This is a genomic window from Micromonospora sp. NPDC049102, assembly GCF_043197485.1.
Taxonomy (GTDB): Bacteria; Actinomycetota; Actinomycetes; order Mycobacteriales; family Micromonosporaceae; genus Micromonospora.
Map to the genome: position 1 here is coordinate 37,526 of NZ_JBICTE010000018.1, position 24,290 is coordinate 61,815.

Here is a 24,290-nt window from a genome sequence, read left to right on the forward strand (position 1 = left end):
CGGCCGCCCGCCAATGCCGGACGGCCCCCACGATCGAGCGTGAGGGCCGTCCGTCGGTGTGGTGCCGGTGGGGTCAGCCGCCGGCGAAGGTCACCTCGGTGCCGCACTTGGCGTTCTGGTTCAGGCAGGACTTCACCAGGGGGCCGAGGTGGGCCGGGTCCCAGGCGTTCATGAAGTCACCGTGCATGGAGGACGGCTTGCCGGAGGAGAGGCTGAGGCCGTCCCCGCCCAGCGACTGGTAGTTGACCATGAAGGACAGGTCCGGCACCGCCACCGGGTACTTGCCGGTGCAGACGCCGTTGACCGGGTCGCCCATGTGCGACTTGTGGTCGGGGGAGTCGATGTTCTTGCCGTCCCAGCAGTCCTTGAAGACGAGCTGGAAGATGAGGTTGCCGCCCGGGGCGCAGACCGGCCAGTTGCCGTCGGCACTGCGGCCGGTCTCGGCGCTGCCAGCGCACCAGAACTGGTTGCCGCCGGCGTTCTTCGGGGTGTCGACCTGCTTCTTGGCGTCGCCCTCGACCATCCGCAGGCCCGGCGGGAACGGCTTGACGGTGGACGGGTCCTTGACCCGCGAGCCGTAGTAGACCCGGAAGCTCTTCATCGCTACGGGCTTGCCGTCCTTGCGCAGTTCCGGCGTCCAGTAGGCGCTCAGGTCACCGGGGGCGTTGCAGGTGGTCTTGGAGGACAGCAGCTGGTCGGTCGTGGTGAACGCGTCGACCTTCGGGCCGAAGAAGGTGTGCATGTGCGAGGCGCCCGGCAGGCCGGGGACGACGATCGGGTCGTCCGGAGCCGAGTTGGCGAACTCGCAGTCGGTGTGGAACTCGGGGACGCGGGTGGTCCCCGGCGTCACCGGCTTCGGCTTGATCGCGTTGAAGGCCGCCAGTTCCTGGTTCCACCGGGCCTGGTCGACCGGCACCCAACCGGCCGCCGGCGGCGTACCCGGGGTGGTCGGCGTGCCCGGGGTGGTCGGCGTGCCCGGGGTGGCCGGCGTCCCCGGCGTCCCCGGCGTCCCCGGCGCGCCCGGGGTCGGGCTGGCGTTCGGAGTGGGCGACGTGTTCGGCGTCGTGGCCGTCCCGGAGCCGAACGTGAACCAGTTCAGGTTCACGAAGTCCGACCGGGAGGTGCTCTTCATGACGGCGAAGACGGTCTGCGGACCGGACGGCACGCTGGTCGCCGTGGCGGTCACCGTCGTCCACTTCTGCCAGCCGCCGGTGTGGGCGATCGGGAAGCTGGCCAGCAGGGTGCCGGTCTGCGTACCGAGGCGCAGCTCGACGGCGCCGCCGTCGGTGTTGTTCGCGGCGACCCGGGCCTTCAGGTCGGCTCCGGTGATCGACACGCCGTCGTAGCGCAGCCAGTCTGCGTTGCCGAGCCAGCCGACGTTCTTGCCGCCGTCGGCGTCGCCGGTGCTCTCGGTCTGCGCGCCGGACTGCGCCGCGAAGCCCTCCGCCTGGATGCGGCCCGGCACGGCGACCTCTTCGGCCTGGGCGCCGGCGATGTAGATGCCGCTGCCGGCCAGGGCGGCGGCGACCGCGGAGGCGAGCGTGATGCGGGCGAGGCGGCGGCGCTTTCGCGCCCGGTCCGGCGGTGCGACGTGCGCGGGGGGAGTCCGCATTACCAGTGATTCCTTCGAGTCGGCGACAACGCTCCTGTCGACTGAATTATGTGCACGTCCAGAGCTTGCGGCAACGTACGGAAAAAGAATTAAGGAGGGTGGTGGGCAAGTCTCCTGGTAGCCGCCGTTCCGACTTCGGATAACAATTTTTTGGCCCGCGCAGCCTTAAGTTTGTATTAAATCCGTCGACCGGGGGTCGCCTGGCGTCCCGATTCGGTAATGACGAATTCTCCGGTTACGAATCGTGTTCGCGTCGAATACTGGGGGCATGCCTTCGAGGACGGGCGGTCCCCGGCTCACGCGCCAGCCGGGTCGGCTGGTGGCCTTCAGCGACGCCGTCTTCGCCATCGCCGTCACGCTCCTCGTGCTGGAGATCCAACCGCCGAGGGACTTCGGGCACCTCCTGCGGGGCCTCGGGGCGTTGTGGCCGTCGTACCTGGCGTACGCGTTGAGCTTTCTACTGGTCGGGCAGGTCTGGGTCAACCACCACGTCATGTTCGACCGTGTCCGGCACGTCGACCGTCAGGTCCTGTTCCTCAACACGCTGCTTCTGATGGTCATCGCGTTCCTGCCGTTCTCCACGTCGCTGCTCGCCGACGCGCTCCGCGCGGAGCAGGGACTGCGCACGGCGGTCGTCGTCTACGGCACCACGCTGTGGGCGGCCGCGGCCCTGTTCAACGTCATCTGGGCCCGTCTTCGCCGGGCGCGGCTGCTGGACCCCGACCTCGGCCCCCTCGGCGTCCGGGCCATCGGTCGCCGATTCGCGCTCGCGCTGGCCTGGATCGGCTCCGGCGTCCTCGTCGGCGCGTTCGTGCCGATCGCGGGCGTCGTCATCATCGCGGCCTTCCTGCCCGCCTACTACCTGCCCATCCGCGGCGAGGACGGCGAGAGCGCTCACCGCCCCGGCTGAACCGGACCCGAGAACCCGCGGACCGGCTCGGCGTACACCGGCGACGAGGCCGCCAAAATAATGTGGGTGCGGCTGTCGATCGGGACCGGCTCTGTTCGTAGCCAGGGTGAGAGCCCGGCATCGAGACGGGCACACACCCGCCGGAGGGCATGATGACCACCACTGCGAACACCACCCGCACCACCGCGTCGGCCTTCGGCGCGCTGATCGGGGCCGGTGTCGTCGCCACGGTCGCCGCGAGCGCCGCCACCATGGCCGTCGCCGCCGCAGGTCGCACGGCAGGAATCAGTCTCGACGTGAGCGGTGCCCCGATCCCGGTCGCCGGGTTCGGCGTGCTGACGACCGCCTTCTCGCTGGTCGGCGTCGTCCTCGCCGCGCTGCTGTCCCGATTCGCGCGACGCCCCCGTCGTGCGTTCGTCCGTACGACTGTGGTGCTGACGGTCCTGTCCCTGGTGCCGGACGTGATCGCCGACGCCGACACGGCCACCAGGGCGCTGTTGATCTCACCCACCTGGTCGCGGCCGCGATCGTGATTCCCGCTGTCGCGCGCCGCCTGGCCGCCTGAACCGTCACCGACCATCCCGCCGCCGAACTACCGAAAGGATCGTCATGAAGCAGTATCTGCTGTCCGTGCACGTCGTCGAGGGCGCTCCCGCCATGTCGGACGAGGAGACGGAGACCATGTTCGCCGAGACCGGCCGGATCAACGACGAGATGCAGGCCGCGGGCGTCTGGGTCTTCGCCGGGGGCCTCGTGTCGCCGGACAGTGCCACGGTCGTCCGGATCGAGAACGGCGCCACGACCATGAGCGACGGGCCCTTCGCGGAGACGAAGGAACACCTCGCCGGCTTCTGGATCATCAAGTGCACGGACCTGGACGAGGCGCTCGCCTGGGCCGAGAAGTGCGCGGCGGCCTGTGGACCTGTCGAGGTGCGCCCCTTCGGCGACCTGTCCCAGGCCTGACCACGAGCCGGTCGACCGACATGGACCTGGCGGGCATCTACCGCGCGGAGTACGGCCGCTGCGTCGCCACCCTGACCCGCGTCCTCGGTGACATCAACCTCGCCGAGGAGGCGGTCCAGGACGCCTTCACCACGGCGGTGCAGAAGTGGCAGACGCCGCCGCCGAACCCGGGCGCCTGGATCGTGACGACCGCACGCAACCGGGCCATCGACCGGCTTCGGCGGGAATCGACCCGCGAGGCCCGGCACGCCCAGGCCCTCCTACTCCAACAACAGGACGCGCCCCAGGAGGTGGGACCAGTGAAGGACGACCAGCTACGACTCATCTTCACCTGCTGCCACCCGGCGCTCGCCCCGGAGACGCGAACGGTCCTCACGCTGCGTCTGCTCGGTGGTCTCGAGGTCCCGGAGATCGCCCGGGCCTACCTGCTCCGGGAGACGACCATCGCCCAGCGGATCGTGCGCGCCAAGAAGAAGATCCGGGACGCCGCCATCCCGTACCGGGTACCCGCCGACCACGAGCTGCCGGATCGACTGCCGCCCGTGCTCACCGTGCTCTACCTGATGTTCAACGAGGGCTACGCGTCCACCTCGGGGCCGTTGATCAGGACCGACCTGTGTGCCGAGGCGATCCGGCTCGCTCGCGAGCTGGCCGCGTTGATGCCGGACGAGCCGGAGGTCCTGGGCCTGCTCGCCCTGCTGCTGCTGACCGAGGCGCGGCGCCCGGCCCGCCTCGGTCCGACCGGCGACCTGGTGCTCCTCGCCGACCAGGACCGCTCACTGTGGAACCGGGATCTCATCGCCGAGGGGCACGAACTGGTCCGGCGGTGTCTGCGGCGCAACCAGCCCGGTCCGTACCAGATCCAGGCCGCGATCGGCGCTGTGCACACCGACGGCGCGGCCACCGACTGGCGGCAGGTCCTGGCACTGTACGACCAGCTCCTCGCGCACACGCCGACCCCCGTCGTGGCGCTCAACCGGGCGGTCGCGGTGGCCGAGGTGCACGGCCCCGAGGCCGCCCTCGCCGCGGTCGAGGCGATCGACCTTCCCGGCTACCACCGGCTGCCCGCCACTCGTGCCGAGCTGCTGGCCCGACTCGGACGCGACGCGCAGGCCCGCGCCGCCTACGACGAGGCCATCGTACTGACCGGCAACGACACCGAACGCGCCTTCCTGACGGCGCGCCGGAGCGAACTCACCCACACGAGGAGACAATCGTGACCGCGACCTACACCTTCGACGTCTTCATGAGCCTCGACGGCTTCGGCAGCACCACCGGCGACTGGGGTGGCTACTGGGGCAAGCAGGGCCCGGAGTTGCTTCAGCATCGCCTCGCCACGTACGGCGAGGACCACCGCATGGTCTTCGGCGCGCGGACGTTCGAGCTGTTCGGGCAGATGCTTGCCGACAGCACCGAGGAGTCCGACGTCCGGGACGCCTGGGTCACCCGGATGACGAACCTCCCGGCCACTGTCGTGTCGAACACCCTTCAGGGACCGCTCGACTGGCCGGACGCGACCCTCGTACGCGGTGACGCCGTCGACGTCGTCGCCGGGCTCAAGAAGGAGTCCGAGGTGCCCCTGCGGTCGCACGGCAGCCTGTCGATGAACCGGGCACTGATGGCCGCCGGCCTGGTCGACCTCGTCCAGGTGACCCTCTTCCCGGTGGTCACCGGTCAGACCGGGACGGAGTCGATCTTCCACGGGGCTGCGGACTTCGACCTGGAGCTGGTCGAGAGCCGCACGCTCGACGGTCGGACCCAGGAACTCCTCTACCGACCGACCCGGCACACCTGAGTCCTCCCCACCACGCGGCGGTGGCGCGGTGCATCACATCGGTGCTTGCCGTGGCTCATTCGGTAGCCTCTGACACGTTCTGACAACGTCTGACGGAGCCGTCTGACATGGGGGACTGATGAGGGACCAGCGTGCCGCCGCGGAGTCGAGTCAGGACGGACGGGCCGCCGCTGAGAGGTTCGCCGAGCAGTTGAGAGCACTGCGCAGCACGGCGGGGAACCCGTCCTTCCGCAAGATGGCGGGGCGGTCAGGACGGATCTCGCACACGACGCTGCACGAGGCCGCCGCCGGGACCCGTTTTCCCTCGTGGGAGACCACGCGGGAGTTCGTCCGAGCGTGCGAGGCGGACGAGGCCCTGTGGCGGCGCCGATGGGAGGACGCGCAGCGCACGGGGACGGTCGTCCGGCCCGGCGGAGGCGATGACCCCGTGCCGGTCGTCGCCGCGTCCGCGCCGAAGGAGCAGGGCGTGTCGCAGGCCGTGGAGGACCCGCGGGCCGGCGATGACGTCGTGGGTCCGCGGCGGCGGCGTCTGCTGTGGCTCAACGCCGCAGTGGTGGTGCTGGTGGTGGCGGTGGCCGTCGTCCTGGGCGTGACCGTTCGTGGCCGGTCGGGCTCGGGCGGCTCCGGCACACCGACGGCGTCACCGACCACGTCGCCGTCCACGACGGCATTCTCGGACTCCCTGATCCCCGGCGACTCGAGCAGGTTCGTCGCCGACGTCACCATCCCCGACGGCACCAAGGTGAAGGTGAACGCCCAGTTCGACAAGGTGTGGGCGCTCGCCAACGTGGGAGAGGTCGAGTGGCACAACCGGTACCTGGCGCGGATGGAGCCCACCGCCGACGGTGCCGGCTGCCGCACACCGGATCGGGTGCCGATCGGTGACACGCCGCCCGGCGAACAGGTGATGATCCGTGTTCGGGTCACCGCGCCGAGCCTCCCTGGCAAGTGCTGGGTCAGTTGGAAGATGGTCGACGAGGCTGGCCGGGAGTACTTCCCGACCCGACGGCCGGTGTACTTCATGGTCACCGTGACCGCCTGAGGTCAGGTCGCGATGTCGGACACGGGCGTCGAGCCAAGCTGACAACACCGCATTCATCGAGGTCGGTGACCGTCTGACGGATCTGACAGGCCGCCGGGGGTACCGAACAGCAGGGCACTTCTCGCAGGGTGAGGTCGAACCGAGAGCGACTCACCAGCTACGAGGAGGAGCCACCTTGCGCCGTCCCTGGTTAACTGTCGGACTCGCCGCGCTCTGCGTGGCCGTCGGCGTCCCGGCCCACGCGGCGGCATCCGGTGCCACAACGCAGCGGACCGCCACCGCGGCCGCGCGGCCGATCGTGGACATGGAGGCCACCGTCCTGGCCGCCCAGATCGACCCCCGTCGGGCCGACAACACCCTGACTCCGGGTGCGAAGAACTCCGTGCTCGCCGTGGAGCAGGCGTTGCAGGCACAGGGCCTGCTGAACGCGCAGTGGGTCGACGGCTACTTCGGCACGGTGACCGTCTCGGCGTACGCGGCGTACCAACACTCGCTGGGCTACACCGGCCTGGCCGCGAACGGCCTGCCCGGTGTGACGTCGCTGACGAAGCTCGGACAGAACCGCTACACGGTCGCCAACACGATCGGACCGGGCACGAAGGTCCCGCGCGACGGGTACGTCGTGAACGCCCGAACCCAGGCGATGCTGGCCGAGGCGCAGCGTCTGCTGGGCCAGACGCTGGTGCTCGAGCAGGGCTCGTACAACCCCGGGGGTGACCCGACCTCGGCCGGCACGCATGACGGCGGGGGTGTGGTGGACATCGCGGTCCCCGGTATGACCGCGACCCGACGCACCGCCGTCGTCCGGGCGCTGCGACGGGTCGGCTTCGCCGCCTGGCTCCGTGACCCGAGTCAGGGCGACTGGCCGTGGCACATCCACGCCGCGGCGATCAGCGACACGGACCTGTCCAGCCAGGCGCAGCACCAGACCGGTGACTACCGCCTCGGCATGAACGGCCTGGCCAACCGTGGCCCGGACGACGGCCCCCAGATCCCGATCCAGACCTGGGAGCAGTACCAGCGCGGGCAGTGACCCGCACCCACCCCCCTCACCGTTTCCGGAAAGGACACCATGAACATCCGTAGAAGCCTCGGCTCGGTCGGCGTCGCGCTGGCCGCGGCCACCTCGATCCTCAGCGTCGCATCGCCCGCGTCGGCGGCGGCCCGGGACGGGGTCTGCGACAGCGGCGAGTTTTGCTACTACTACAACAGCGACAACGCGGGATCGCTCTCGGACTTCACCGGTTCGCTCGACGACTACGGCACCGAGCAGCCCTCGTGCTACGACTTCAAGGGCGCGGGCGCCGGCAAGGGCCTGTGCGTGAAGAACAACGCGGCGTCGGTGTGGAACCGGACCGGCAGGACCGTGCGGGTCTACTTCAACAGCAACTTCGCCGGTACGACGCAGGACTTCGCGGCCGGCGCGACTGGCAACCTCAACGCCACGTTGAAGAACAACAACGCCTCGCACGAACTGCTGAGCGGGCCGACGGGCTGTAGCACCGACGGCACCAACAGCAAGCTGCCGAGCACCATCCTCGTCTACCGGGTCGGTCTCGGGCGCGTCGACCGGGTCGACTTCAAGACGTACGTCAAGAACGTCCTCCCGAACGAGTGGGTGTCGAGCTGGCCGGCTGCCTCGCTGGACGCCGGTGCGATGGCCGTGAAGAGCTATGGCTGGTACTGGGCGCTGCACTCGACCCGGAAGACCTCCGGCGGCCAGTGTTACGACGTCCGGGACGACACGGGCGATCAGGTCTACCGGCCGTCGTCGGCGCAGTCCTCGACGTCGGCGGCGGTGGACCGGACCTGGTCGACTCTACATGGCGATCAACCTGCGGCGTGAGGTGGAGGCGGCGCAGCCGTCGGACGGGGTCCACCGGCACGAGCGGTTGTTCGAGGCGGTCGCCGGGGGAGACCCCGAGGAGGTTCTCGCCGCGCTGTCCGGGCACGGCACCCGCTCCTACCTAGACTAGTTGGTAGTGCCTACGGCCCTCGGCTGGACGACACCGACACCCGGATGATGACGGCGGGTGATCGGCGGCTCGACACTGGGATTCAGTCGCCGTCCAGCAACAGTCAATTCGGTCTGTCTACTGTGGCTCGTCGGACGGTTGCGTCGATGATGACCGCTTCCAATCTGACCAGTGGAGTGGAAGATGGACTCGTCGGGCCTGACTGTGGAAGGGATCAGTGTCAGTTTCGGTGGACTCGCCGCGCTGACCGACGTGTCCCTGCGTGTGCCTCCCCGGCAGGTGGTCGGCGTCATCGGCCCGAACGGTGCCGGAAAGAGCACATTGTTCAACGTCGTCTGCGGACTGCTGCGTCCGGACTCTGGACAACTGGCCATGGACGGGCGTGTCCTCCAACGGCTGCGCCCGCACCAGCTCACCCGACTCGGCGTCGCACGGACCCTGCAGGATGTCGGTCTCTTCGACGGGCTCAGTGTGTGGGAGAACGTCGTGGCCGGCGCCACGAACCATGCCCGCGCCGGGTTCGCCTCGGCGCTGTTCGGACTGCCCGGCAGCGAGCGTGACGAGCGGCGACTCCGCGACCACGCGCGTGAGGTGCTCGACGAGCTCGACCTCGCACCGTACGTCGACGCGCAGCCCCGGTCCCTTCCGTACGCCATTCGCAAACGGGTGGCGCTGGCCCGGGCGCTGGCCGCGCGTCCACGTTTGTTGCTGCTCGACGAGCCCGCCGGCGGACTGGGTCCGGACGAGGTGCGAGAGCTCGGCACGCTGATCGAGAACCTCCCCCGCCGGGCTGACCACCCCTGCTCGGTCCTGCTCGTGGAGCACCACATGGACCTGGTGATGGGGGTGTGCGACGACATCGTCGTCCTCAACTTCGGCCGGGTGATCACCTCGGGCACTCCGGAGCAGGTGGGCAACGATCCGCGCGTCGCCGAGGCGTACCTGGGTGTCGCCACCGAAGCGGCGGCATGAGAGCCGCACCCCTGTTGTCCGTGCGCGACCTGGTCGCCGGCTACGGTAACGCCGCTCCCGTCCTGCGCTCGGTCAGCTTCGACGTCGAACCCGGCAGCATCACCGCGGTCGTCGGCGCCAACGGGGCGGGCAAGACGACTCTGATGCGCGCCCTGTCCGGCCTGATCCGTCCCACCGCGGGCGAGCTGCTGTTCGACGGCGTCGACCTGCGGAAGGTGCCGGTGGAGCGGCGGGTCCGGTATGGACTCGCACACGTGCCGCAGGGACACGGCGTGGTCGCCGAGCTGACCGTCGACGAGAACCTGCGCCTGGGCGGCCTGTGGCGGCGCGACCGTGCCGACGCCCGCCGGGCAGTCGCTGAGGTATACGACATGTTCGAGCCACTGGCCCGCCGACGGCGGCACGCCGGGCATCAGCTCTCCGGAGGTGAGCGGCAACTGTTGGCCCTGGGACGGGCGCTCGTGGGTCGCCCCCGGCTCCTGCTGCTCGACGAGCCCTCCCTCGGTCTCGCGCCCAAGGCGGTCGCGCAGACCCTGGCGCTGCTGCGCCGGCTTCGGGACGAGTCTTCGGTCGCCGTGGTGCTGGCCGAGCAGAGCCTGCACGGCGCGCTGTCGGTCGCTGACCAGGGTGTCGTCCTGTCCCTGGGGCAGGTGACGTACGCGGCACCGGCCACGAGCCTGCGCGACGACGCCCGACTACGCCGGCTGTACCTCGGCTTCTGATCCGCTGGCGCCAACCGCGCCCAGCCTGGAGGGGGATGTGATGCAACGGTTCGTGTTCCTGACGTTGGACGGCCTGGCCAGGGGGGCGGCCTACGCAGCCTTCGCGCTCGCGCTGGTGCTGATCTGGCGGGCGGCCCGAGTCGTCAACTTCGCCCAGGGCGCGATGGCGGTCGCCTGCGTCTACGTGGCGCACAGCGTGACGGGAGCGACCGGTTCCTACTGGGCGGGCTTCGTTGCGGCCGTGACCACCGGGCTGATCCTGGGCGCGGCGGTGGACTTCTGCGTCATGCGCCTCGCCGGCAGCGCGGCCGAACACCTGAACTCGGTGATCATCGCGCTCGGGCTGGTGCTGATCATCCAGGCGGTGCTCGGGATCGTGTACGGCAACGACTTCCTGCCGACACCCGCCCCGTTCGACCGTACGTCGTTCACGGTTGGTGGTTTCGTGCTGCTCTCACCGTTCGACGTCTTCGTCATCGCTGCGGTCGGTGCTGTCGTCGCGGCGCTGGCATGGCTGTTCGGTCGCACCTCGGTCGGGCTGCGGATGCGGGCCGGTGCGTTCGCCCCCGAGGTGTCCCGGCTACTCGGTGTCAACGTCGGCGGGATGCTCACCCTCGGCTGGGCGCTGGCTGCGGCGCTCGGCGCCGTCGCCGGCATGCTCGTCGTCCCGACCGAACTGGCGCTGCACCCCCACGCCATGGACCTGGTATTCGTCGCCTCGTTCACCGCCGCGGTCATCGGCGGACTGGACAGCCCACCCGGGGTGGTCATCGGTGGGCTGGCGGTCGGCCTGACGCTCTCGTACGTCTCCGGATACCTCGGCGGTGATCTCACTCCGCTGGCCACGCTGCTTTTGCTGCTCGCCGTCCTTCTCCTTCGGCCGCAAGGTCTGATCACCAGCGCCCGGACGCGCCAGGCATGACCATCCTCGTCGGGTCGAGCCCGCTGCGACGTGCGCTGCTCACCGCGTTGGCCGCTGCGCTGGTACTCGTCGCCAGTTACGCCCTGGACCCGTTCCGCGACTTCCAGCTCGCCACCGTCGCCGCCTACCTCTGCGCCACCGCTGGCCTGACCGTCCTCACCGGGCTCAATGGCCAACTCTCGCTGGGGCACGGAGCGCTGATGGCCAGCGGCGCGTACACCGTGGCCCTGGCCCAGGACGCGCTCGCGGGCGCCGCCGTGGCCCCGGTCTGGATCCTCGTGCTGACGCTGCTCGGCGCGCTGACGGTCGGCGTCGCGGTCGGCGCCGTCGTCGGGCTGGCCGCCGCCCGACTGCGGGGGCCGCACCTTGCCGGACTCACGCTCGGCGTGGCGGTCGTCGTCCCCTCGCTGGCGACCACGTTCGGCGCCACCCTCGGCGGGGAGCAGGGGCTACCGGTGTCCGCGGCGGCGCCACCATCCGCTCTCGGTCCGACTGTCCCGTACGAGCGGTGGCAGGTCTGGCTGGCCTGGGCGGTCACCCTGCCGCTGCTGCTGCTGCTCACCAACCTCGTCAACTCCCGCTTCGGCCGCGATCTGCGGGCAGTACGCGATCACGAGGTCGCCGCGCGTCTCAGTGGCATCGACGTGGCACGCACCCGCGTGGTCACGTTCACGGTGAGCGCCGGCTGCGCCGCCGTGGGCGGCGCGCTGATGGCGATCCTGACGCAGGTCGCCTCACCCGGCTCCTACCCGCTCACGCTCTCCGTGTTCCTGCTCATGGCGGTCGTGATCGGTGGTTTGGACAGCCTGGCCGGCGCGGTCTGGGGCGCGCTGCTCCTGGTTGCCCTGCCCGACCTCGCCCGGTCGGTTACCGCCCTGCTGCCGTTTCCGCCGGCGCAGGCGCAGCGGTGGGAGGGGAACCTCCCCACCGCCGCGTTCGGGCTGATGCTCATCACCGTGCTGGCGCTCGCGCCCAGCGGCGTCGCCGGGCTGCAACGCCGAGCGGTGCGGGCCGTCGTCGAACGGCGGTACCAGCGTCGGGTGCGGACCCGCTGAACCATCCCTGGTTTCCCGAACACCGTCCGGTGACGGACGGAGGAAGAGAGTGATCATGTTGGCTGTCCGACGAATGTCTGCCGCGGCCTTCGCGGCGGCGACGCTGCTGACGGTGGCTGCCTGTGGGACGGGCGGATCGGGAGCGTCGTCCGCCGTGCCCGGAGTGACCGACACCGAGGTGGTGATCGGCACGCACACCCCGTTGACTGGCCCGGCGGCAGCAGGCTACTCCAGCATTGCTCCGGCGACCCGCGCGTACTTCGACTACGTCAACGCCCAGGGCGGTGTGCACGGGCGCAAGATCACCTACAAGATCAAGGACGACGGCTACAACCCCGCGAACACGCAGCAAGTCGTCCGGCAACTGGTCCTGCAGGACCGGGTGTTCGCCATCCTCAACGGCCTGGGCACCCCGACCCACACCTCGGTGCTGGACTTTCTCACCAGCAACCGCGTGCCGGACCTCTTCCCGGCCTCCGGTACCCGCAACTGGGACCAGCCCGCCAAGTATCCAAACACCTTCGCCTTCCAGCCAGACTACGTGGTCGAGGGCAAGATCCTCGGCGCTCACCTGAAGTCCCAGTACCAGGGGCGGAAGGTGTGTTTCCTCGGCCAGGAGGACGACTTCGGCCGTGACAGCCTCGCCGGGCTGGAGAAGGTGCTCGGACCGGTGGCAGTCAAGCAGACGTACGTCACCAGCAACACCAACGTCGAACCGCAGATCGGCGCCTTCAAGCAGCAGGGCTGCCAGGCCGTGGTGCTCGCCACCATCCCGGGCTTCACCGCCCGCTCGCTCAGCGTCGCAAAGCAGCTCAGCTTCACGCCGCGCTTCTTCGCGTTCAACACCGGCGGCGACTACCAGACCCTGGCCAAGCAGCTCGGTGCGGACGCGAAGCTCACCGAAGGGCTCGTCGGCCTCAACTACCTGCCGCTCTACACGGACACCGCCGACCCCTGGATCCAGCTCTTCACGAAGATCAACCAGGAGTACAACGGCGGTGCGCCGTTGGACGGCAACGCGATCTTCGGCATGTCGATCGGCTACCTGTTCGTACAGGAACTGCTCGCCGCGGGCCGAGACCTCACCCGCGAATCACTGATCAAGGCGGTCGAGCGGGGCGGCTACCAAGGGCCGGGTCTGGCGCCGTTGCGGCACTCGCCGACCGACCACTCCGGCTACGGGGGCGAGCGTCTCACCCTGGTCACCGGCGGGGTGCAGGCGTACTTCGGCCCCGCCTACCAGACCGACGAGGCGGACGCCCCCGTCACCGAGTACAACGCACCCCGCGCCGCGCCCCCGGCCAACGGCGTTCCGCAGGCCGGCTGAGGAGACATCCACCACATGGGTACGCAATGGACCATGGCGGTGGCGCGCGACGAAGTCGTGCGTACCCGTCTCCTCGAATCATCCCGGCCGGTGCTCCGTGCCGGCGACGCCCTGCTGCGGGTGGATCGCATCGGGCTGACCTCCAACAATGTGACGTACGCGTTGACCGGGGACGCCTACCGCTACTGGGATTTCTTCCCCACCGAACCGGGCTGGGGTGTCGTGCCAGCCTGGGGCTTCGCCACGGTCGTCGCGTCCGCCGCACCCGTGCTGAGCGCCGGGGACCGGGTCTACGGCTTCCTGCCGTGCGCGAGCCACCTGTTGATCCGGCCGGGTGCGCTGGACGTCGGCACCTTCTCCGACCTCAGCCCGCACCGCGCCGGACTGCCCTCGATCTACAACGGCTACGACCTCGTCGACGCCGGACAGCCCAGCGCGATCACCGACGACATCCAGGTGCTCTACCGTCCGTTGTTCTCCACCGCGTTCCTGTTGGCCGATCAGCTCAGCACAGATCCCGACCACGGCGACGCGGCGGTGGTGCTGTCCTCGGCATCGAGCAGGACCGCGTACGCGACCGCCTGGCAACTACGCCGATCCGCGGTCGAGGTCATCGGCCTCACCGCGGCGCGGAATCGTGCCTTCGTCACCGAGCTGGGCTGCTACGACCGGGTGCTCACGTACGACGACATCGGAGAACTGAGGGCCGGCGCCGCGACCCGCTACGTCGACTTCGCCGGCGCCGACACGACGCGTGCCCGGATCCGGCAGCACCTCGGTGAACACCTGGTCGGGCAGATCGTTGTCGGTCTGACCCATCAGCAGCGGGGTGACGCCTCCCGGGACGGCGCCGAGGTTTTCTTCGCGCCGAGTCGGCTGGCGAAGCGGACGGCCGACTGGGGGCTCGGGGGCGTCGAGGCGCGTCTGTCGGGCGCGTGGCGGGAGTTCACCGCGTGGGTGGCGAGTCGTGCCGACGTCGAGACCCACAGCGGCCGCGAACAGCTGGCCCGGGTGTGGCAACGGCTGGTCTCCGGCGCGGTCCCACCGACGACCGGTCAGGTCGTGCTTGTGTCCCAGTCCGCCGTGGAGCATAGGGAGAACAGCGCACATGGGTAAGGTGATCATCGGGGCGCACCCCGCGTACGGCCACGTCGTCCCCGTGCGGGCGATCGCCGTGGACCTTGTCCGGCGGGGCCATGACGTCACGTTCGTGACCGGTACCGCGTACCGGGACGACATCGAACGCTACGGCCTCACGTTCGCCCCGCTAACCGGTGCGGCGGACGTCGATTCGCGGACCCTGCACCAACGGCATCCCGAGCTGCTCGGGTTACCCCGCGAGGAGGCTTTCGACCGGGCGATGTCCCACGTCTTCATCGAGACGCTCGCGGCTCAGCACCACACGATCCAGGCTGAGATCGCCAAGGCGGGTGACGCGCCCGTCGTGGTCCTTCAGGAAAACATGTTCCTGGGCATGTGGCCGGCGCTGCTCGGTGCGCCGGTGAACAGACAGGTTCCCGTTCTGAGCATCGGTGTCCTGACGATCACCATGACCAGCGTCGACACGGCGCCGTTCCGCTCCGGTCTCCCCCCGGACAGCTCCGCGCAGGGTCGGGAGCGTAACCGGGAGCGTAACCGGGTCTTTCGGGAGCGGGGAATCCCGCACACCCAGCGTGGACTGGAGGAGGTACTGCGTGGCCTCGGCGTGACGCGGCGGCCTCCGTTCCTCCTCGACGGGGTGGTGACCCTTCCCGACCAGTACCTGCAACTCTGCGTCGAGGCGATCGAGTACCCCCGCAGCGACGCCCCGGCGAGCCTGCGGTTCGTGGGCGCGCTCCCCATCGGCGCTCGCGACGGTCATCACCACCCACTGCCCGAGTGGTGGCACGACGTCGTCGCCGGCGACCGGCCGGTGATCGCCGTGTCGCAGGGCACGCAGGCGAACCACGACCTCAGCGAACTGATCGAGCCGACCCTTGAGGCGCTGGCCGACCTCGACGTGCTGGTTGTCGCCACGACCGGACGGGACGCGGTGCCCGCCCGTGTGCCCGCCAACGCGCGCGTGACGCCGTTCATCGACTTCGACCTCCTGCTGCCACACGTCGATGTCTTCGTGCACAACGGCGGTTACGGCGGGGTGCAGCAGGCACTCGCCCACGGCGTGCCGCTTGTGCTGGCGGGGCAGAGCGAGGACAAGACCGAGGCAACCGCCCGCGTGGCCTGGACCGGTGCGGCCATCAACCTGGCGACGTCGCGCCCCGACGTGGCGATGATTCGACGGGCGGTGCAGACCGTGCTCGGCGGGTCGCGCTACCGGGAGCGCGCCGTTGAGCTGAGCATCGAGTACGCGCGCCACGACGCGCTCGGCGAGATCGCCGCCACGGTCGAGCAGTACCTGGCGATCAGTGCGGCGCCCGTGCTCTGACCCACATCCCGTTCGCTGCTGTCGAAGGACGTCTGACCTGACGCCCGACGGGGACATGACGGCACATCCCCGCCGTCATGTCCCCGTTACAGAACGCGCCGCTCGCTGTATCAGAACGGTCGACAATCGACAGTATGCGAGAACCAGTCGGATCGATCTCCGACCTGCGGACGGCGTACCGCGAGGGTCGCCTGAGCCCGACGGACCAGGCCGAACGCGTGCTCGACGGGCTGGCCTCCAGCGGCGGCGGACCGGTCTGGATCAGCACCGTGCCGGCCGGCGACCTGCGGACCTGAGCCGAGTCGCTGACCCGCCACGGTGATCCCGCGTCACCCCTGTATGGCATCCCCTTCGCGGTCAAGGACAACATCGACGTGGCCGGCATGCCGAGGACCCGATCGGGCGCAACGCCATGCTCGGCCGCTACACCCAGTTCGCGAACCTGCTCGACCTGGCCGCGGTGACCGTACCCAACGGCTTCACCTCCGCCGGCCGACCGGCGAGCCTGACCCTGCTCGGCCCGGCGTTCAGCGACACCACCCTGGCCCGGCTGGCCGCGACCCTCGCCACGGGCAGCGACGCGATACCCGGACCGGCGGTCGGCGCGACGTCCGCCGCGCCCCCGGCCGAGGTGCTGATCGCCGTGGTCGGCCGGCACCTGGCCGGCGAGTCCCGCAACGGCGAGCTGCTCGGGCGCGGCGCGGTCCTCGCCGGCGTCGCCCGTACCGCTGCGCTCTACCGGCTCTACCGGATGGACACCGCCGACGGCGAGGGGCTGCCCGGCCTGGTCCGGGTCGCGCCGGAGACCCCGACGGGCCACCCGATCGAGGTCGAGCCAGGCGTTCCAGGCGACCCCACGGGCGCATGCGGCGGCCGTGGTCGCCACGCTGGTGCCGAACATCGCGGCCTGGGCGACCGGGCAGATCGACAACGCGTTGGCGGCGGCCGGCACCAGCGCGGCCGCGGTCGGCGACGACGCGCTCAACGGGGCCGGCGTCGTGTACGACGGGCTGCTGGTGCTCGGTCGGGGCGCCATCCTCGCCGGCCTGGTGCTGGGCGCGGTGGTGGTCTTCGTCATCGACAAGCGCTTCGTCCGGGCGGCAGACCCAGACCTGGGTACGTCTGCCCGCCGGTTGGCGCATCGTCACCGCCCACGTCTCCGCGCCCGCGCCGAACGTCGACTGAGCTGGCCGGCAGGCCGTACGACGAAGCGCCCCGTCCAGACTGGACGGGGCGCTTCGTGGCATCAGCCGAACGGCGTGCCGGGCGTCCGGTGGTCCTCGTCGGCGCGCGACAGCGGCGCGGCCACCTCGATCCGGGGCGACCGGTCCGGCGGAAGGTGGGCGGGGTCGGCGATGACGACCACGTCCACCTCGCCGTCGACCATCTTCTGCTCGACGGTCTCCCACGATGCGCGGACGATCCCGTTCAGCCGGTACTCATGTCGGCGCAGGTGGGTCAGACACGTCGCGATGGCGTGTTCCGACGGCTCGATGTGGGCGGGTACCCAGATGACGGCTAGCTCCATGATCTCTCCTGATCAACGTCGTGGACGTGAATGGGTGATCAGGAGCTGCCGTGGTGGCGGGGGACCCCGCTCCACGGGTCGACCGGTGGCTCGATTGTCGAAGGGGAGGACGGCGCGTCCCCGGTGCAGCGGCCCGACGGCCGGCGGCCCGTCGGTCGCCGACGCCGCCAGGTCGGCGCCACCGACGTTCGTGCTGGTCGGTGCGGACACGAAGGCCAGGACCAACGCCGGTGGTCCCGGTAGCGGGGGAGCGGGAGGGACCGGCGTCGGCGCAGGTGCTGCGGTCATGGACGTCCGCTCGCGCACCGGCAGACGACGGTCGACGCCGTCGGCGCGGGACGCCTGCACCGTCTGGGGCGAGGCCGCCGGCGGCGTGGCGCGGGTGGCCGACGAGGCGACCGGTGTGGGCGCGGCGGGTGGCGAGGACGGCTGTCGCGTACGAGGCGGTCGAGTGGGCGCGGCTGCGGACGGTTCCGTCGTCGGCAGGCGAGGCGCGGTGGCCGTCGGCAGGGGCAGCGGAGTGGCCGTCGGCAGCGGGACAGCCGTCGGCAGCGGCAGGGGCAGAGCCGTCGGCAGGGGCAGGTCGATGTGCAGCGGAGTCTCGAGCACGCCCCGCAGCAGCGACCCGACGATGCCTGGTGCCCCGGGATCGTCCACCGAGCCGGTGGTGCTGGGCATCGGCACCGGCGCCGGGGAGACGAGATCGACGGAGACGAGTTCCGCTGCGGAGGGCTCCGCTGCGGCGGGCTCCGCGCCCAGGGCCGCCGCGAGCGCGGCCGCGCCGAGCGCCACCGCGCCGAGCGCCACCGGTGGCGGGCAGTGCTTCGGGCGTGTCACGCGGATGCCCGCGACGATCGCGCCCGGCCCGGCTCGACACGCCGGTGCCGTTGTCCGAGCAGTCGCTCGTCGACCCGTGGCGTCCCACCCATGCGCGGGTTGTTGCCCCCTCGGGACTCCGGCTACACCTGCCACCGGCGGATCGACGCCGGTCAGGGTGCCCGGCCCGCCCTGTGAGCGATAACAAGGCTCGCGTTCGGCCCGTCCGCCGCGTCCGAGACGCACGGCCCGCCGGTCCGATCCCGTACCGGCATCGAGTGGTGGCGATGAGCTGCGTTCCGCGAACCGGTGCAGTGCGGGGCGTCGTGTGGCCGGCTCGTTACGTCTTGACGAACAGCATGTTATCGCTCACTCTCGATGCAGAGGTCGGCGGCGTCGGTGGCTCACCGGGCGGGTCCCGCGGTCGCGCCTCGACGTACGGCGTCCCCACGGGCAGCGGACGCCGTCTCAGGACTCGTGTGGTTCCCGGTGAACGCCGGTCGATCCCGCGTGCGTCGGTGCGCGGTGGGCCAGGATGACCGTCCCGGATTCCGTGGCCCAGCCGACGTGCGCCGCCGGGAACAGGTCGTCCTGAGCGAAGTGGCACCTCACCACCGCCGATGCACCCACCGAAGAGGACCGACATGACATTGAGAAGGAATCTGCTGGCGACGGCTACCCTCGCGGTCACGCTGACCGCGGGTATCACGGTCGCGCTGGCACCCATGGCCAGCGCCGGAACGACGTTGAAGGCATCGGCGGCCGAGAAGGGCCGCTACTTCGGCGCCGCCGTCGCGACGGGCAAGCTCTCCGACGGCCAGTACACCAGCATCCTCAACGGCGAGTTCAACAGCGTCACCCCCGAGAACGAGATGAAGTGGGACGCCACCGAGCCCCAGCAGGGTCGGTTCAGCTACACCGGTGGTGACCGTCTCGTCAGCCATGCCCAGGCCAACGGCATGATCGTCCGTGGGCACGCGCTGCTGTGGCACGCCCAGCAGCCGGGTTGGGCCCAGAGCATGTCCGGGACCGCGCTGCGGAACGCCGCCATCAACCACGTCACCCAGGTCGCCACCCACTACCGGGGCAAGATCTACGCCTGGGACGTGGTGAACGAGGCGTTCGCCGACGGTGGCAGCGGTGGGCGGCGCGACTCCAACCTGCAGCGCACCGGCAACGACTGGATCGAGGCGGCGTTCCGCGCCGCCCGCGCCGCCGACCCAGGCGCCAAGCTCTGCTACAACGACTACAACACCGACGGCATCAACGCGAAGTCCACCGGCATCTACAACATGGTCCGCGACTTCAAGTCCCGCGGCGTACCGATCGACTGCGTCGGCTTCCAGTCCCACCTCGGCACCACGCTGGCCAGCGACTACCAGGCCAACCTGCAACGCTTCGCCGACCTGGGCGTCGACGTGCAGATCACCGAGCTGGACGTGATGACCGGCTCCAACCAGGCCAGCATCTACGCCTCCGTGACCCGCGCCTGCCTCGCCGTCACGCGCTGCACCGGCATCACCACCTGGGGTGTGCGGGACAGCGACTCGTGGCGCGGGGATGACAACGCCCTGCTGTTCGACCGGTCCGGCAACAAGAAGGCGGCCTACACCTCGGTCCTGAACGCCCTCAACGCGGGCAGCGGCACCCCGACCACGCCCCCGCCGGGCTCGCCCGTCGACACCACCGCCTGGTACGTCCTGGTGAACCGCAACAGCGGCAAGGCCCTGGACGTGTACGAGCGGGCGACCAGCGACGGTGCCCGGATCGACCAGTGGACCCGCAACGACGGCGCGTGGCAGCAGTGGCAGTTCGTCGACTCCGGCAGCGGCTACTACCGACTGAAGTCCCGCAACTCCGGCAAGGTGCTGGACGTCTACAACCGCTCGACCGCCGACTCCGCAGCGGTCGTGCAGTGGACCGACGGTAACGGCACCAACCAGCAGTTCCGGCTGGCGGATTCCGGGGGCTACGTACGCCTCGTCAACCGCAACAGCGGCAAGGCCGTCGAGGTGCAGGGCGCATCCACCGCCGACGGCGGCAACGTCGTGCAGTACGCGGACTGGGGCGGCACCAACCAGCAGTGGCAGTTGATCAAGATCGGCTGATCATCCGTCGGTCGAATCGGCGGCGCGGTGGCGCGGACGCTCGTCGTCCGTGCCACCGTCGCCGCTCCCCACGACGTCTGTTGGTGTGTGGACGTTGCGTCGTGCGCGAGAACACGCCACGCTTCGGACAGCAGATGGACAAGCCCGGCACTATTGGAGAGCATCGATTTCATGATTATCCGGTCCGCCACCCCTCCACCAACCTCGACCTCGGAAGACGTGACCGCCGACGAGATCCCCGAGGATCGGCCGCCGGCCGACTGGGGGCGATGGAGTTGGGCGCGTTCCGAATGGACCGTGGCGGTGGCGGCAAGCCTGCTACTGGCGGTGGTGCTGACCTGGCCGACCATGCGCCATCCGGCGACGACGATCCCCGGCGACCTGGGTGATCCGCTGTTGCAGGCGTGGCAGGTCGCCTGGTCGGGGCACGCCCTGTTGAGCAGCCCGGCCGATCTCTGGAACTCGAACACGTTCTACCCCGAGACGTACACCTACGCCTACAGCGACACCCTGCTCGGTTACGCCCCGATGGGGATGCTCGGTTCCGGCCTCACGGCCTCCGTGATCCACTACAACCTGCTGTACGTGCTGCTGCACGCGCTGGCGTCGTTCGGGGCGTACGCCCTGGCGCGGCAGCTCGGCGCGAACCGGTGGGGCGGCGCGGTCGCCGGGATCGCCTGGGCGTACGCGCCCTGGCGGCTGGCGCACTCGGGGCACCTGAACATTCTGTCCAGCGCGGGTATCGCGCTGTCGCTGGCCATGTTGGCCCGTGGTCACGGCTGGTCGCTGCGTCACGGGTACCGGCCCGAGCTGCGCAGGCCCGGCTGGGCGGTGGCCGGGTGGCTCGTGGCCGCCTGGCAGGTCAGCCTCGGCTTCGGCATCGGCCTGCCGCTCGTCTACTTCCTGCTGGCCACGGTCCTGGTCGCGGCCGGTTGTTACGGCTGGTCCTGGTGGCGCAAGCGGGAACGGCCTCCGTTCGGCCGGCGACTGCTGATCGCGGATCTCGTCGGCGGCGGGGTGTTCGGCCTGGTGACGCTGCTGCTGGGCATGGTCTACCTGCGCGTCGTCGACCTCAACCCGCAGGCCGAGCGGACGCTGGACTGGACGAAGATGTTCTCGCCTCCGCTGATCGGGTTCGTCACCGCGCCGGCCGACTCGTGGTTGTGGGGTGAGCGGCACGCCGCCGCTCGCGAACAGCTCTCCTGGCCGCCGGAGATGGCGCTGCTGCCGGGCATGATGGTGATCGGGCTGGCCGCGGCGGGGCTGTTCCTCTCGGCGTACCCGCTGCGGCACCGGGTCGCGCTGGGGCTCGGCGCGGTCGGCACGGTGCTGCTGGGCCTGGGCGCCACCCTCGGTGGCGACGGCGACCCGGGCTACCTGACGCTGTCGACGCTCCTGCCGGGTTGGGACGCGTTGCGGACGCCCGGCCGGATGATGCACTGGACGAGCCTGCTGCTGGCGGTGCTGGCGGCCGGCGCGGTGACCGCTCTCGCGGAGACGTTGCGCCAGTCCACTCCCCGCCGTTGGGCGGCGACCCTTACGCCGCTGGTCCTGCTGATCCCGTTGACAGTGGTCACCCTGGAGGGCGTGAACAACACGCCGCACCCGACCGTGCCACAACCGCCGGCCGCGATGCGGACGGTGCAGGACCCGATCCTCGTGCTGCCGGCCGGGGGACTGGGCGACCTGACGTACATGCTGTGGTCGACCGACGGTTTCCCCCGGCTGACGAACGGTCTGGCCGGCTTCGAACCGGTCAGCCAGGCGCAGACCCGGACGGCGGTGGCGTCGTTCCCCGATCCGGTGAGCATCGCGCACCTGCGGGGGATCGGCGTGCGGTCGGTGATGGTCGTGCCGAGCCGCGTCGTCGGCACGCCGTGGGAGAGCATCGCGACCCGGCCCATCGACGGGTTGGGCATTGCCCGGGAGGATTTCGATGGCATGCTGGTCTACCACCTCTGACCGGGTGGGCGCCGGCGACGGACGTCCGGGTACGGGCAGGGTGAGGTGACGAGCGTGCGACTGTCCGTCGTGGTGCCCTGCTTCAACGAGGAGGCGTCGGTCGAGCGGCTGCACGAGACCGTGTGCGCGGCCCTCGCCGAGCTGCCCGACGTCGAGGTCGAGGTCGTGTACGTCGACGACGGCAGCGAGGACGGCACCCTGGAGGCGCTGCGGCGGCTCGTCGCCGCCGACCCCACCGTCTGCTACACGTCGCTGAGCCGTAATTTCGGCAAGGAGGCGGCGATGCTCGCCGGGTTGCAGCGGGCCACCGGCGACGCGGTCGTCATCATGGACGCCGACCTGCAGCATCCGCCGCGCCTGCTGCCCGAGATGGTGACGCTGTACCAGCAGGGCTTCGACCAGGTGATCGCCCGCCGGGACCGGCGCGGTGACCGGTTCGTCCGCATGGTCGCCTCCCGGTCGTTCTACCGCATCATCAACTGGTGGATCGACGTGCGCCTCCAGGACGGCGCGGGCGACTTCCGCCTGCTGTCCCGGCTCGCGGTGGACGCGATACTGGCGATGCCGGAATACAACCGCTTCTCCAAGGGGCTGTTCTCCTGGATCGGCTTCCGCACGGCGGTGGTGGCTCACCCCAACGAGACCCGGCAGGCCGGGCGGAGCAGGTGGACGCTCAGCAAGCTGTTCAACTACGCGTTCGACGGCCTGCTGTCGTTCAACAACCGGCCCCTGCGCCTGGCCATCTACGGCGGGCTGTTCCTCACCCTCATCGCGCTCGCCTACATGGCGTGGGTCGTGGCGGACGCCGTCGAGAAGGGGATCGACGTCCCCGGGTACACCACGATCATCGTCAGCGTGATCGGGCTCGGCGGCATCCAGATGACGATCCTCGGCGTGATCGGGGAGTACATCGGCCGGATCTACTACGAGACCAAACGCCGACCGCACTACCTGGTGCAGGAGACCGAGTACCTCGTCGCGGAGACGGACGGGACGCTGCGGCGTCCCGCCCCGACCGCGCCGCGCTCGCCGGTACGGGGTCGACGGGTGCCGCCCGCCCGGGACAATCCCCACCCCGGGCCCGGCCGACGCGAGGTCGGCGACGGCGACGGCAGCTGACCCGGGCCTGCGACCGGTCAGCGGCCGCAGGCCCGGCACGCGCTGCGGGTACGCAGGTGGTAGTCACTGGACGTGACGAGGAGGCCGAGCCCCAGCAGGCAGTACGCCGACATGGCCACCCAGAGGAACGCGTCGGAGAACTCACTGGCCGATCCGGAGGCCACCTGCACCATCCCCATGCCGAAGTAGGCGACGATGGCTGCCCCGAGCCCGAAGCCCGGCACCAGCAACAGCCGGCGGGGAATCGTACGGCCGGCGAGCAACGGCACCCAGCCCGGCCAGACCTCACCCCAGGAGTGCACAAGCGCCAGCGGCAACAGCACCCCGGCCAGCACCAGACCGATCTCCAACCCGATGATGGAGGCGTCCTGCGCGATGTCGTCGAAACCCACCACGGCCTGTGCCGCGAAACGGGTCACGAGCCCGGCCACCGCCACGTACGCTCCCCAGCGCGCCCACGGCGCGGGTGCCGGGCGTCGCTGACCGGGCCGGATCGTCCGGCAGCAGTCGGAACAGTCGCCCCGCGTACGGCGCTGATAGGCGAAGACGGCCAGGCCGAGAAGCACCGCGCCGGTGGCACAACCGAGCCGACTGGCGAACGCCAGCGGGTTGAAGGACGGGCCGGGCGCGAGCAGGAGCAGGCTTACCAGTTCCGGCAGCAGGATCGCCGCCGCCGCGACCAACGCGCCGGCGACCGTCCAGGCCAGTCCCGCCAGCGCCGGTCGCCAGGTCGACGCACGGTCCAGGGCGACCGCCACCGCGCCTGCGGCCAGGCACAACGCCACCGACCGCCAGCCGGTGAATCCGAGCAGGTCCAACCCGAACGGTCCGAACTCCGGCGTCCCGCCGATCGTCCAGGCCAGACGTACGCCCCCGTAGGCCACGGCCCAGGCGAGGACGGCGCACGTCAGAGCGTGGCCGCTGCGGCGCGTGTGGGATGCCGTCGTCATGCCTGCGATCCTCGCGGGGCGGCAGGCCGTCAGGCCTCCCTCCGGTCGGGGAAGGCGCTCCCCGGATCGGGGGAACCGACCCCGCC

Annotated in this window: 26 protein-coding genes and 1 pseudogene; 23 read left to right on the forward strand and 4 right to left on the reverse strand. The window is 70.5% G+C overall.

Annotated elements, in window-relative coordinates; translation table 11 throughout:
* Positions 1–73: 73 nt before the first annotated feature.
* A complete protein-coding gene (locus ACGFH9_RS18470) occupies positions 74–1,612 on the reverse strand; it encodes a DUF1996 domain-containing protein (RefSeq protein WP_393220571.1) in 1,539 nt (512 codons plus the stop codon).
* A gap of 268 nt (positions 1,613–1,880) precedes the next feature.
* Between ACGFH9_RS18470 and ACGFH9_RS18475 the strand changes: the two genes are divergently transcribed.
* The 20 genes and pseudogenes from ACGFH9_RS18475 to ACGFH9_RS18570 all read left to right on the forward strand — a co-directional run bounded on the left by ACGFH9_RS18475 (position 1,881) and on the right by ACGFH9_RS18570 (position 16,906).
* Positions 1,881–2,522 (forward strand): TMEM175 family protein, encoded by a 642-nt coding sequence (locus tag ACGFH9_RS18475; RefSeq protein ID WP_393220573.1) that lies wholly within the window; start codon positions 1,881–1,883, stop codon positions 2,520–2,522.
* A 152-nt stretch (positions 2,523–2,674) separates the two neighbouring features.
* Positions 2,675–3,055, forward strand: a complete 381-nt coding sequence (locus tag ACGFH9_RS18480; protein ID WP_393220576.1) for a DUF6069 family protein — start codon at positions 2,675–2,677, stop codon at positions 3,053–3,055.
* A 76-nt stretch (positions 3,056–3,131) separates the two neighbouring features.
* On the forward strand, positions 3,132–3,485 hold the full coding sequence (locus ACGFH9_RS18485) for a YciI family protein (RefSeq protein WP_393220578.1): 354 nt from the start codon (positions 3,132–3,134) through the stop codon (positions 3,483–3,485).
* Positions 3,486–3,505: 20 nt separating this feature from the next.
* Positions 3,506–4,705, forward strand: a complete 1,200-nt coding sequence (locus ACGFH9_RS18490) for an RNA polymerase sigma factor (RefSeq protein ID WP_393220581.1) — start codon at positions 3,506–3,508, stop codon at positions 4,703–4,705.
* Entirely contained in the window at positions 4,702–5,280 is a 579-nt protein-coding gene (locus tag ACGFH9_RS18495) for a dihydrofolate reductase family protein (protein WP_393220584.1), read from the forward strand. The genes ACGFH9_RS18490 and ACGFH9_RS18495 overlap by 4 nt, the downstream gene beginning before the upstream one ends.
* Before the next feature lie 118 nt (positions 5,281–5,398).
* Positions 5,399–6,322: an NBR1-Ig-like domain-containing protein gene (locus ACGFH9_RS18500; RefSeq protein ID WP_393220587.1), complete on the forward strand. Its 924-nt coding sequence runs from the start codon at positions 5,399–5,401 to the stop codon at positions 6,320–6,322.
* A 175-nt stretch (positions 6,323–6,497) separates the two neighbouring features.
* A complete protein-coding gene (locus ACGFH9_RS18505) occupies positions 6,498–7,355 on the forward strand; it encodes a peptidoglycan-binding protein (RefSeq protein WP_393220590.1) in 858 nt (285 codons plus the stop codon).
* Positions 7,356–7,394: 39 nt separating this feature from the next.
* Positions 7,395–8,168, forward strand: coding sequence for a peptidase inhibitor family I36 protein (locus tag ACGFH9_RS18510; protein ID WP_393220593.1), 774 nt, complete (start codon positions 7,395–7,397; stop codon positions 8,166–8,168).
* On the forward strand, positions 8,146–8,298 hold the full coding sequence (locus ACGFH9_RS18515; RefSeq protein WP_393220596.1) for a hypothetical protein: 153 nt from the start codon (positions 8,146–8,148) through the stop codon (positions 8,296–8,298). Before ACGFH9_RS18510 ends, ACGFH9_RS18515 begins: the two co-directional genes overlap by 23 nt.
* Positions 8,299–8,481: 183 nt before the next feature.
* Complete coding sequence (locus ACGFH9_RS18520; RefSeq protein WP_393220600.1) at positions 8,482–9,270, forward strand: ABC transporter ATP-binding protein; 789 nt, start codon at positions 8,482–8,484, stop codon at positions 9,268–9,270.
* Positions 9,267–9,992, forward strand: a complete 726-nt coding sequence (locus tag ACGFH9_RS18525; protein ID WP_393220603.1) for an ABC transporter ATP-binding protein — start codon at positions 9,267–9,269, stop codon at positions 9,990–9,992. Before ACGFH9_RS18520 ends, ACGFH9_RS18525 begins: the two co-directional genes overlap by 4 nt.
* Before the next feature lie 40 nt (positions 9,993–10,032).
* Positions 10,033–10,914: a branched-chain amino acid ABC transporter permease gene (locus tag ACGFH9_RS18530; protein WP_393220606.1), complete on the forward strand. Its 882-nt coding sequence runs from the start codon at positions 10,033–10,035 to the stop codon at positions 10,912–10,914.
* A complete protein-coding gene (locus ACGFH9_RS18535; RefSeq protein ID WP_393220609.1) occupies positions 10,911–11,969 on the forward strand; it encodes a branched-chain amino acid ABC transporter permease in 1,059 nt (352 codons plus the stop codon). The genes ACGFH9_RS18530 and ACGFH9_RS18535 overlap by 4 nt, the downstream gene beginning before the upstream one ends.
* A 73-nt stretch (positions 11,970–12,042) precedes the next feature.
* Positions 12,043–13,296 (forward strand): ABC transporter substrate-binding protein, encoded by a 1,254-nt coding sequence (locus tag ACGFH9_RS18540; protein ID WP_393220611.1) that lies wholly within the window; start codon positions 12,043–12,045, stop codon positions 13,294–13,296.
* Positions 13,297–13,311: 15 nt separating this feature from the next.
* Positions 13,312–14,412, forward strand: coding sequence for a DUF2855 family protein (locus tag ACGFH9_RS18545; RefSeq protein WP_393220614.1), 1,101 nt, complete (start codon positions 13,312–13,314; stop codon positions 14,410–14,412).
* Positions 14,405–15,721: a glycosyltransferase gene (locus ACGFH9_RS18550; RefSeq protein WP_393220616.1), complete on the forward strand. Its 1,317-nt coding sequence runs from the start codon at positions 14,405–14,407 to the stop codon at positions 15,719–15,721. Before ACGFH9_RS18545 ends, ACGFH9_RS18550 begins: the two co-directional genes overlap by 8 nt.
* A 134-nt stretch (positions 15,722–15,855) precedes the next feature.
* Positions 15,856–16,017 (forward strand): hypothetical protein, encoded by a 162-nt coding sequence (locus ACGFH9_RS18555; RefSeq protein ID WP_393220619.1) that lies wholly within the window; start codon positions 15,856–15,858, stop codon positions 16,015–16,017.
* 48 nt (positions 16,018–16,065) lie between these two features.
* The gene (locus ACGFH9_RS18560) at positions 16,066–16,185 is read left to right on the forward strand and encodes a hypothetical protein (RefSeq protein WP_393220745.1); all 120 of its coding nucleotides are present in this window, start codon (positions 16,066–16,068) and stop codon (positions 16,183–16,185) included.
* Positions 16,134–16,496: pseudogene (locus ACGFH9_RS18565) on the forward strand (allophanate hydrolase); the annotation flags it as partial. The gene ACGFH9_RS18560 and the pseudogene ACGFH9_RS18565, both read left to right, overlap by 52 nt.
* A gap of 89 nt (positions 16,497–16,585) precedes the next feature.
* Positions 16,586–16,906: an AtzH-like domain-containing protein gene (locus tag ACGFH9_RS18570; RefSeq protein ID WP_393220747.1), complete on the forward strand. Its 321-nt coding sequence runs from the start codon at positions 16,586–16,588 to the stop codon at positions 16,904–16,906.
* Positions 16,907–16,967: 61 nt separating this feature from the next.
* On the opposite strand, the gene ACGFH9_RS18575 is transcribed toward ACGFH9_RS18570, so the two are convergent.
* Positions 16,968–17,249: a hypothetical protein gene (locus tag ACGFH9_RS18575; protein WP_355243600.1), complete on the reverse strand. Its 282-nt coding sequence runs from the start codon at positions 17,247–17,249 to the stop codon at positions 16,968–16,970.
* A 12-nt stretch (positions 17,250–17,261) separates the two neighbouring features.
* Positions 17,262–18,086: a hypothetical protein gene (locus ACGFH9_RS18580; RefSeq protein ID WP_393220622.1), complete on the reverse strand. Its 825-nt coding sequence runs from the start codon at positions 18,084–18,086 to the stop codon at positions 17,262–17,264.
* Positions 18,087–18,709: 623 nt separating this feature from the next.
* On the opposite strand from ACGFH9_RS18580, the gene ACGFH9_RS18585 reads away from it, so the two are divergent.
* The 3 genes from ACGFH9_RS18585 (at position 18,710) to ACGFH9_RS18595 (ending at position 23,254) form a co-directional block, all read left to right on the forward strand.
* Positions 18,710–20,173, forward strand: a complete 1,464-nt coding sequence (locus ACGFH9_RS18585; RefSeq protein ID WP_393220625.1) for an endo-1,4-beta-xylanase — start codon at positions 18,710–18,712, stop codon at positions 20,171–20,173.
* Between the two features lie 171 nt (positions 20,174–20,344).
* Positions 20,345–22,135: a hypothetical protein gene (locus tag ACGFH9_RS18590; protein ID WP_393220627.1), complete on the forward strand. Its 1,791-nt coding sequence runs from the start codon at positions 20,345–20,347 to the stop codon at positions 22,133–22,135.
* A gap of 45 nt (positions 22,136–22,180) precedes the next feature.
* On the forward strand, positions 22,181–23,254 hold the full coding sequence (locus tag ACGFH9_RS18595; protein ID WP_393220630.1) for a glycosyltransferase family 2 protein: 1,074 nt from the start codon (positions 22,181–22,183) through the stop codon (positions 23,252–23,254).
* 17 nt (positions 23,255–23,271) lie between these two features.
* On the opposite strand, the gene ACGFH9_RS18600 is transcribed toward ACGFH9_RS18595, so the two are convergent.
* Positions 23,272–24,204 (reverse strand): hypothetical protein, encoded by a 933-nt coding sequence (locus ACGFH9_RS18600; protein WP_393220633.1) that lies wholly within the window; start codon positions 24,202–24,204, stop codon positions 23,272–23,274.
* Positions 24,205–24,290 lie beyond the last annotated feature (86 nt).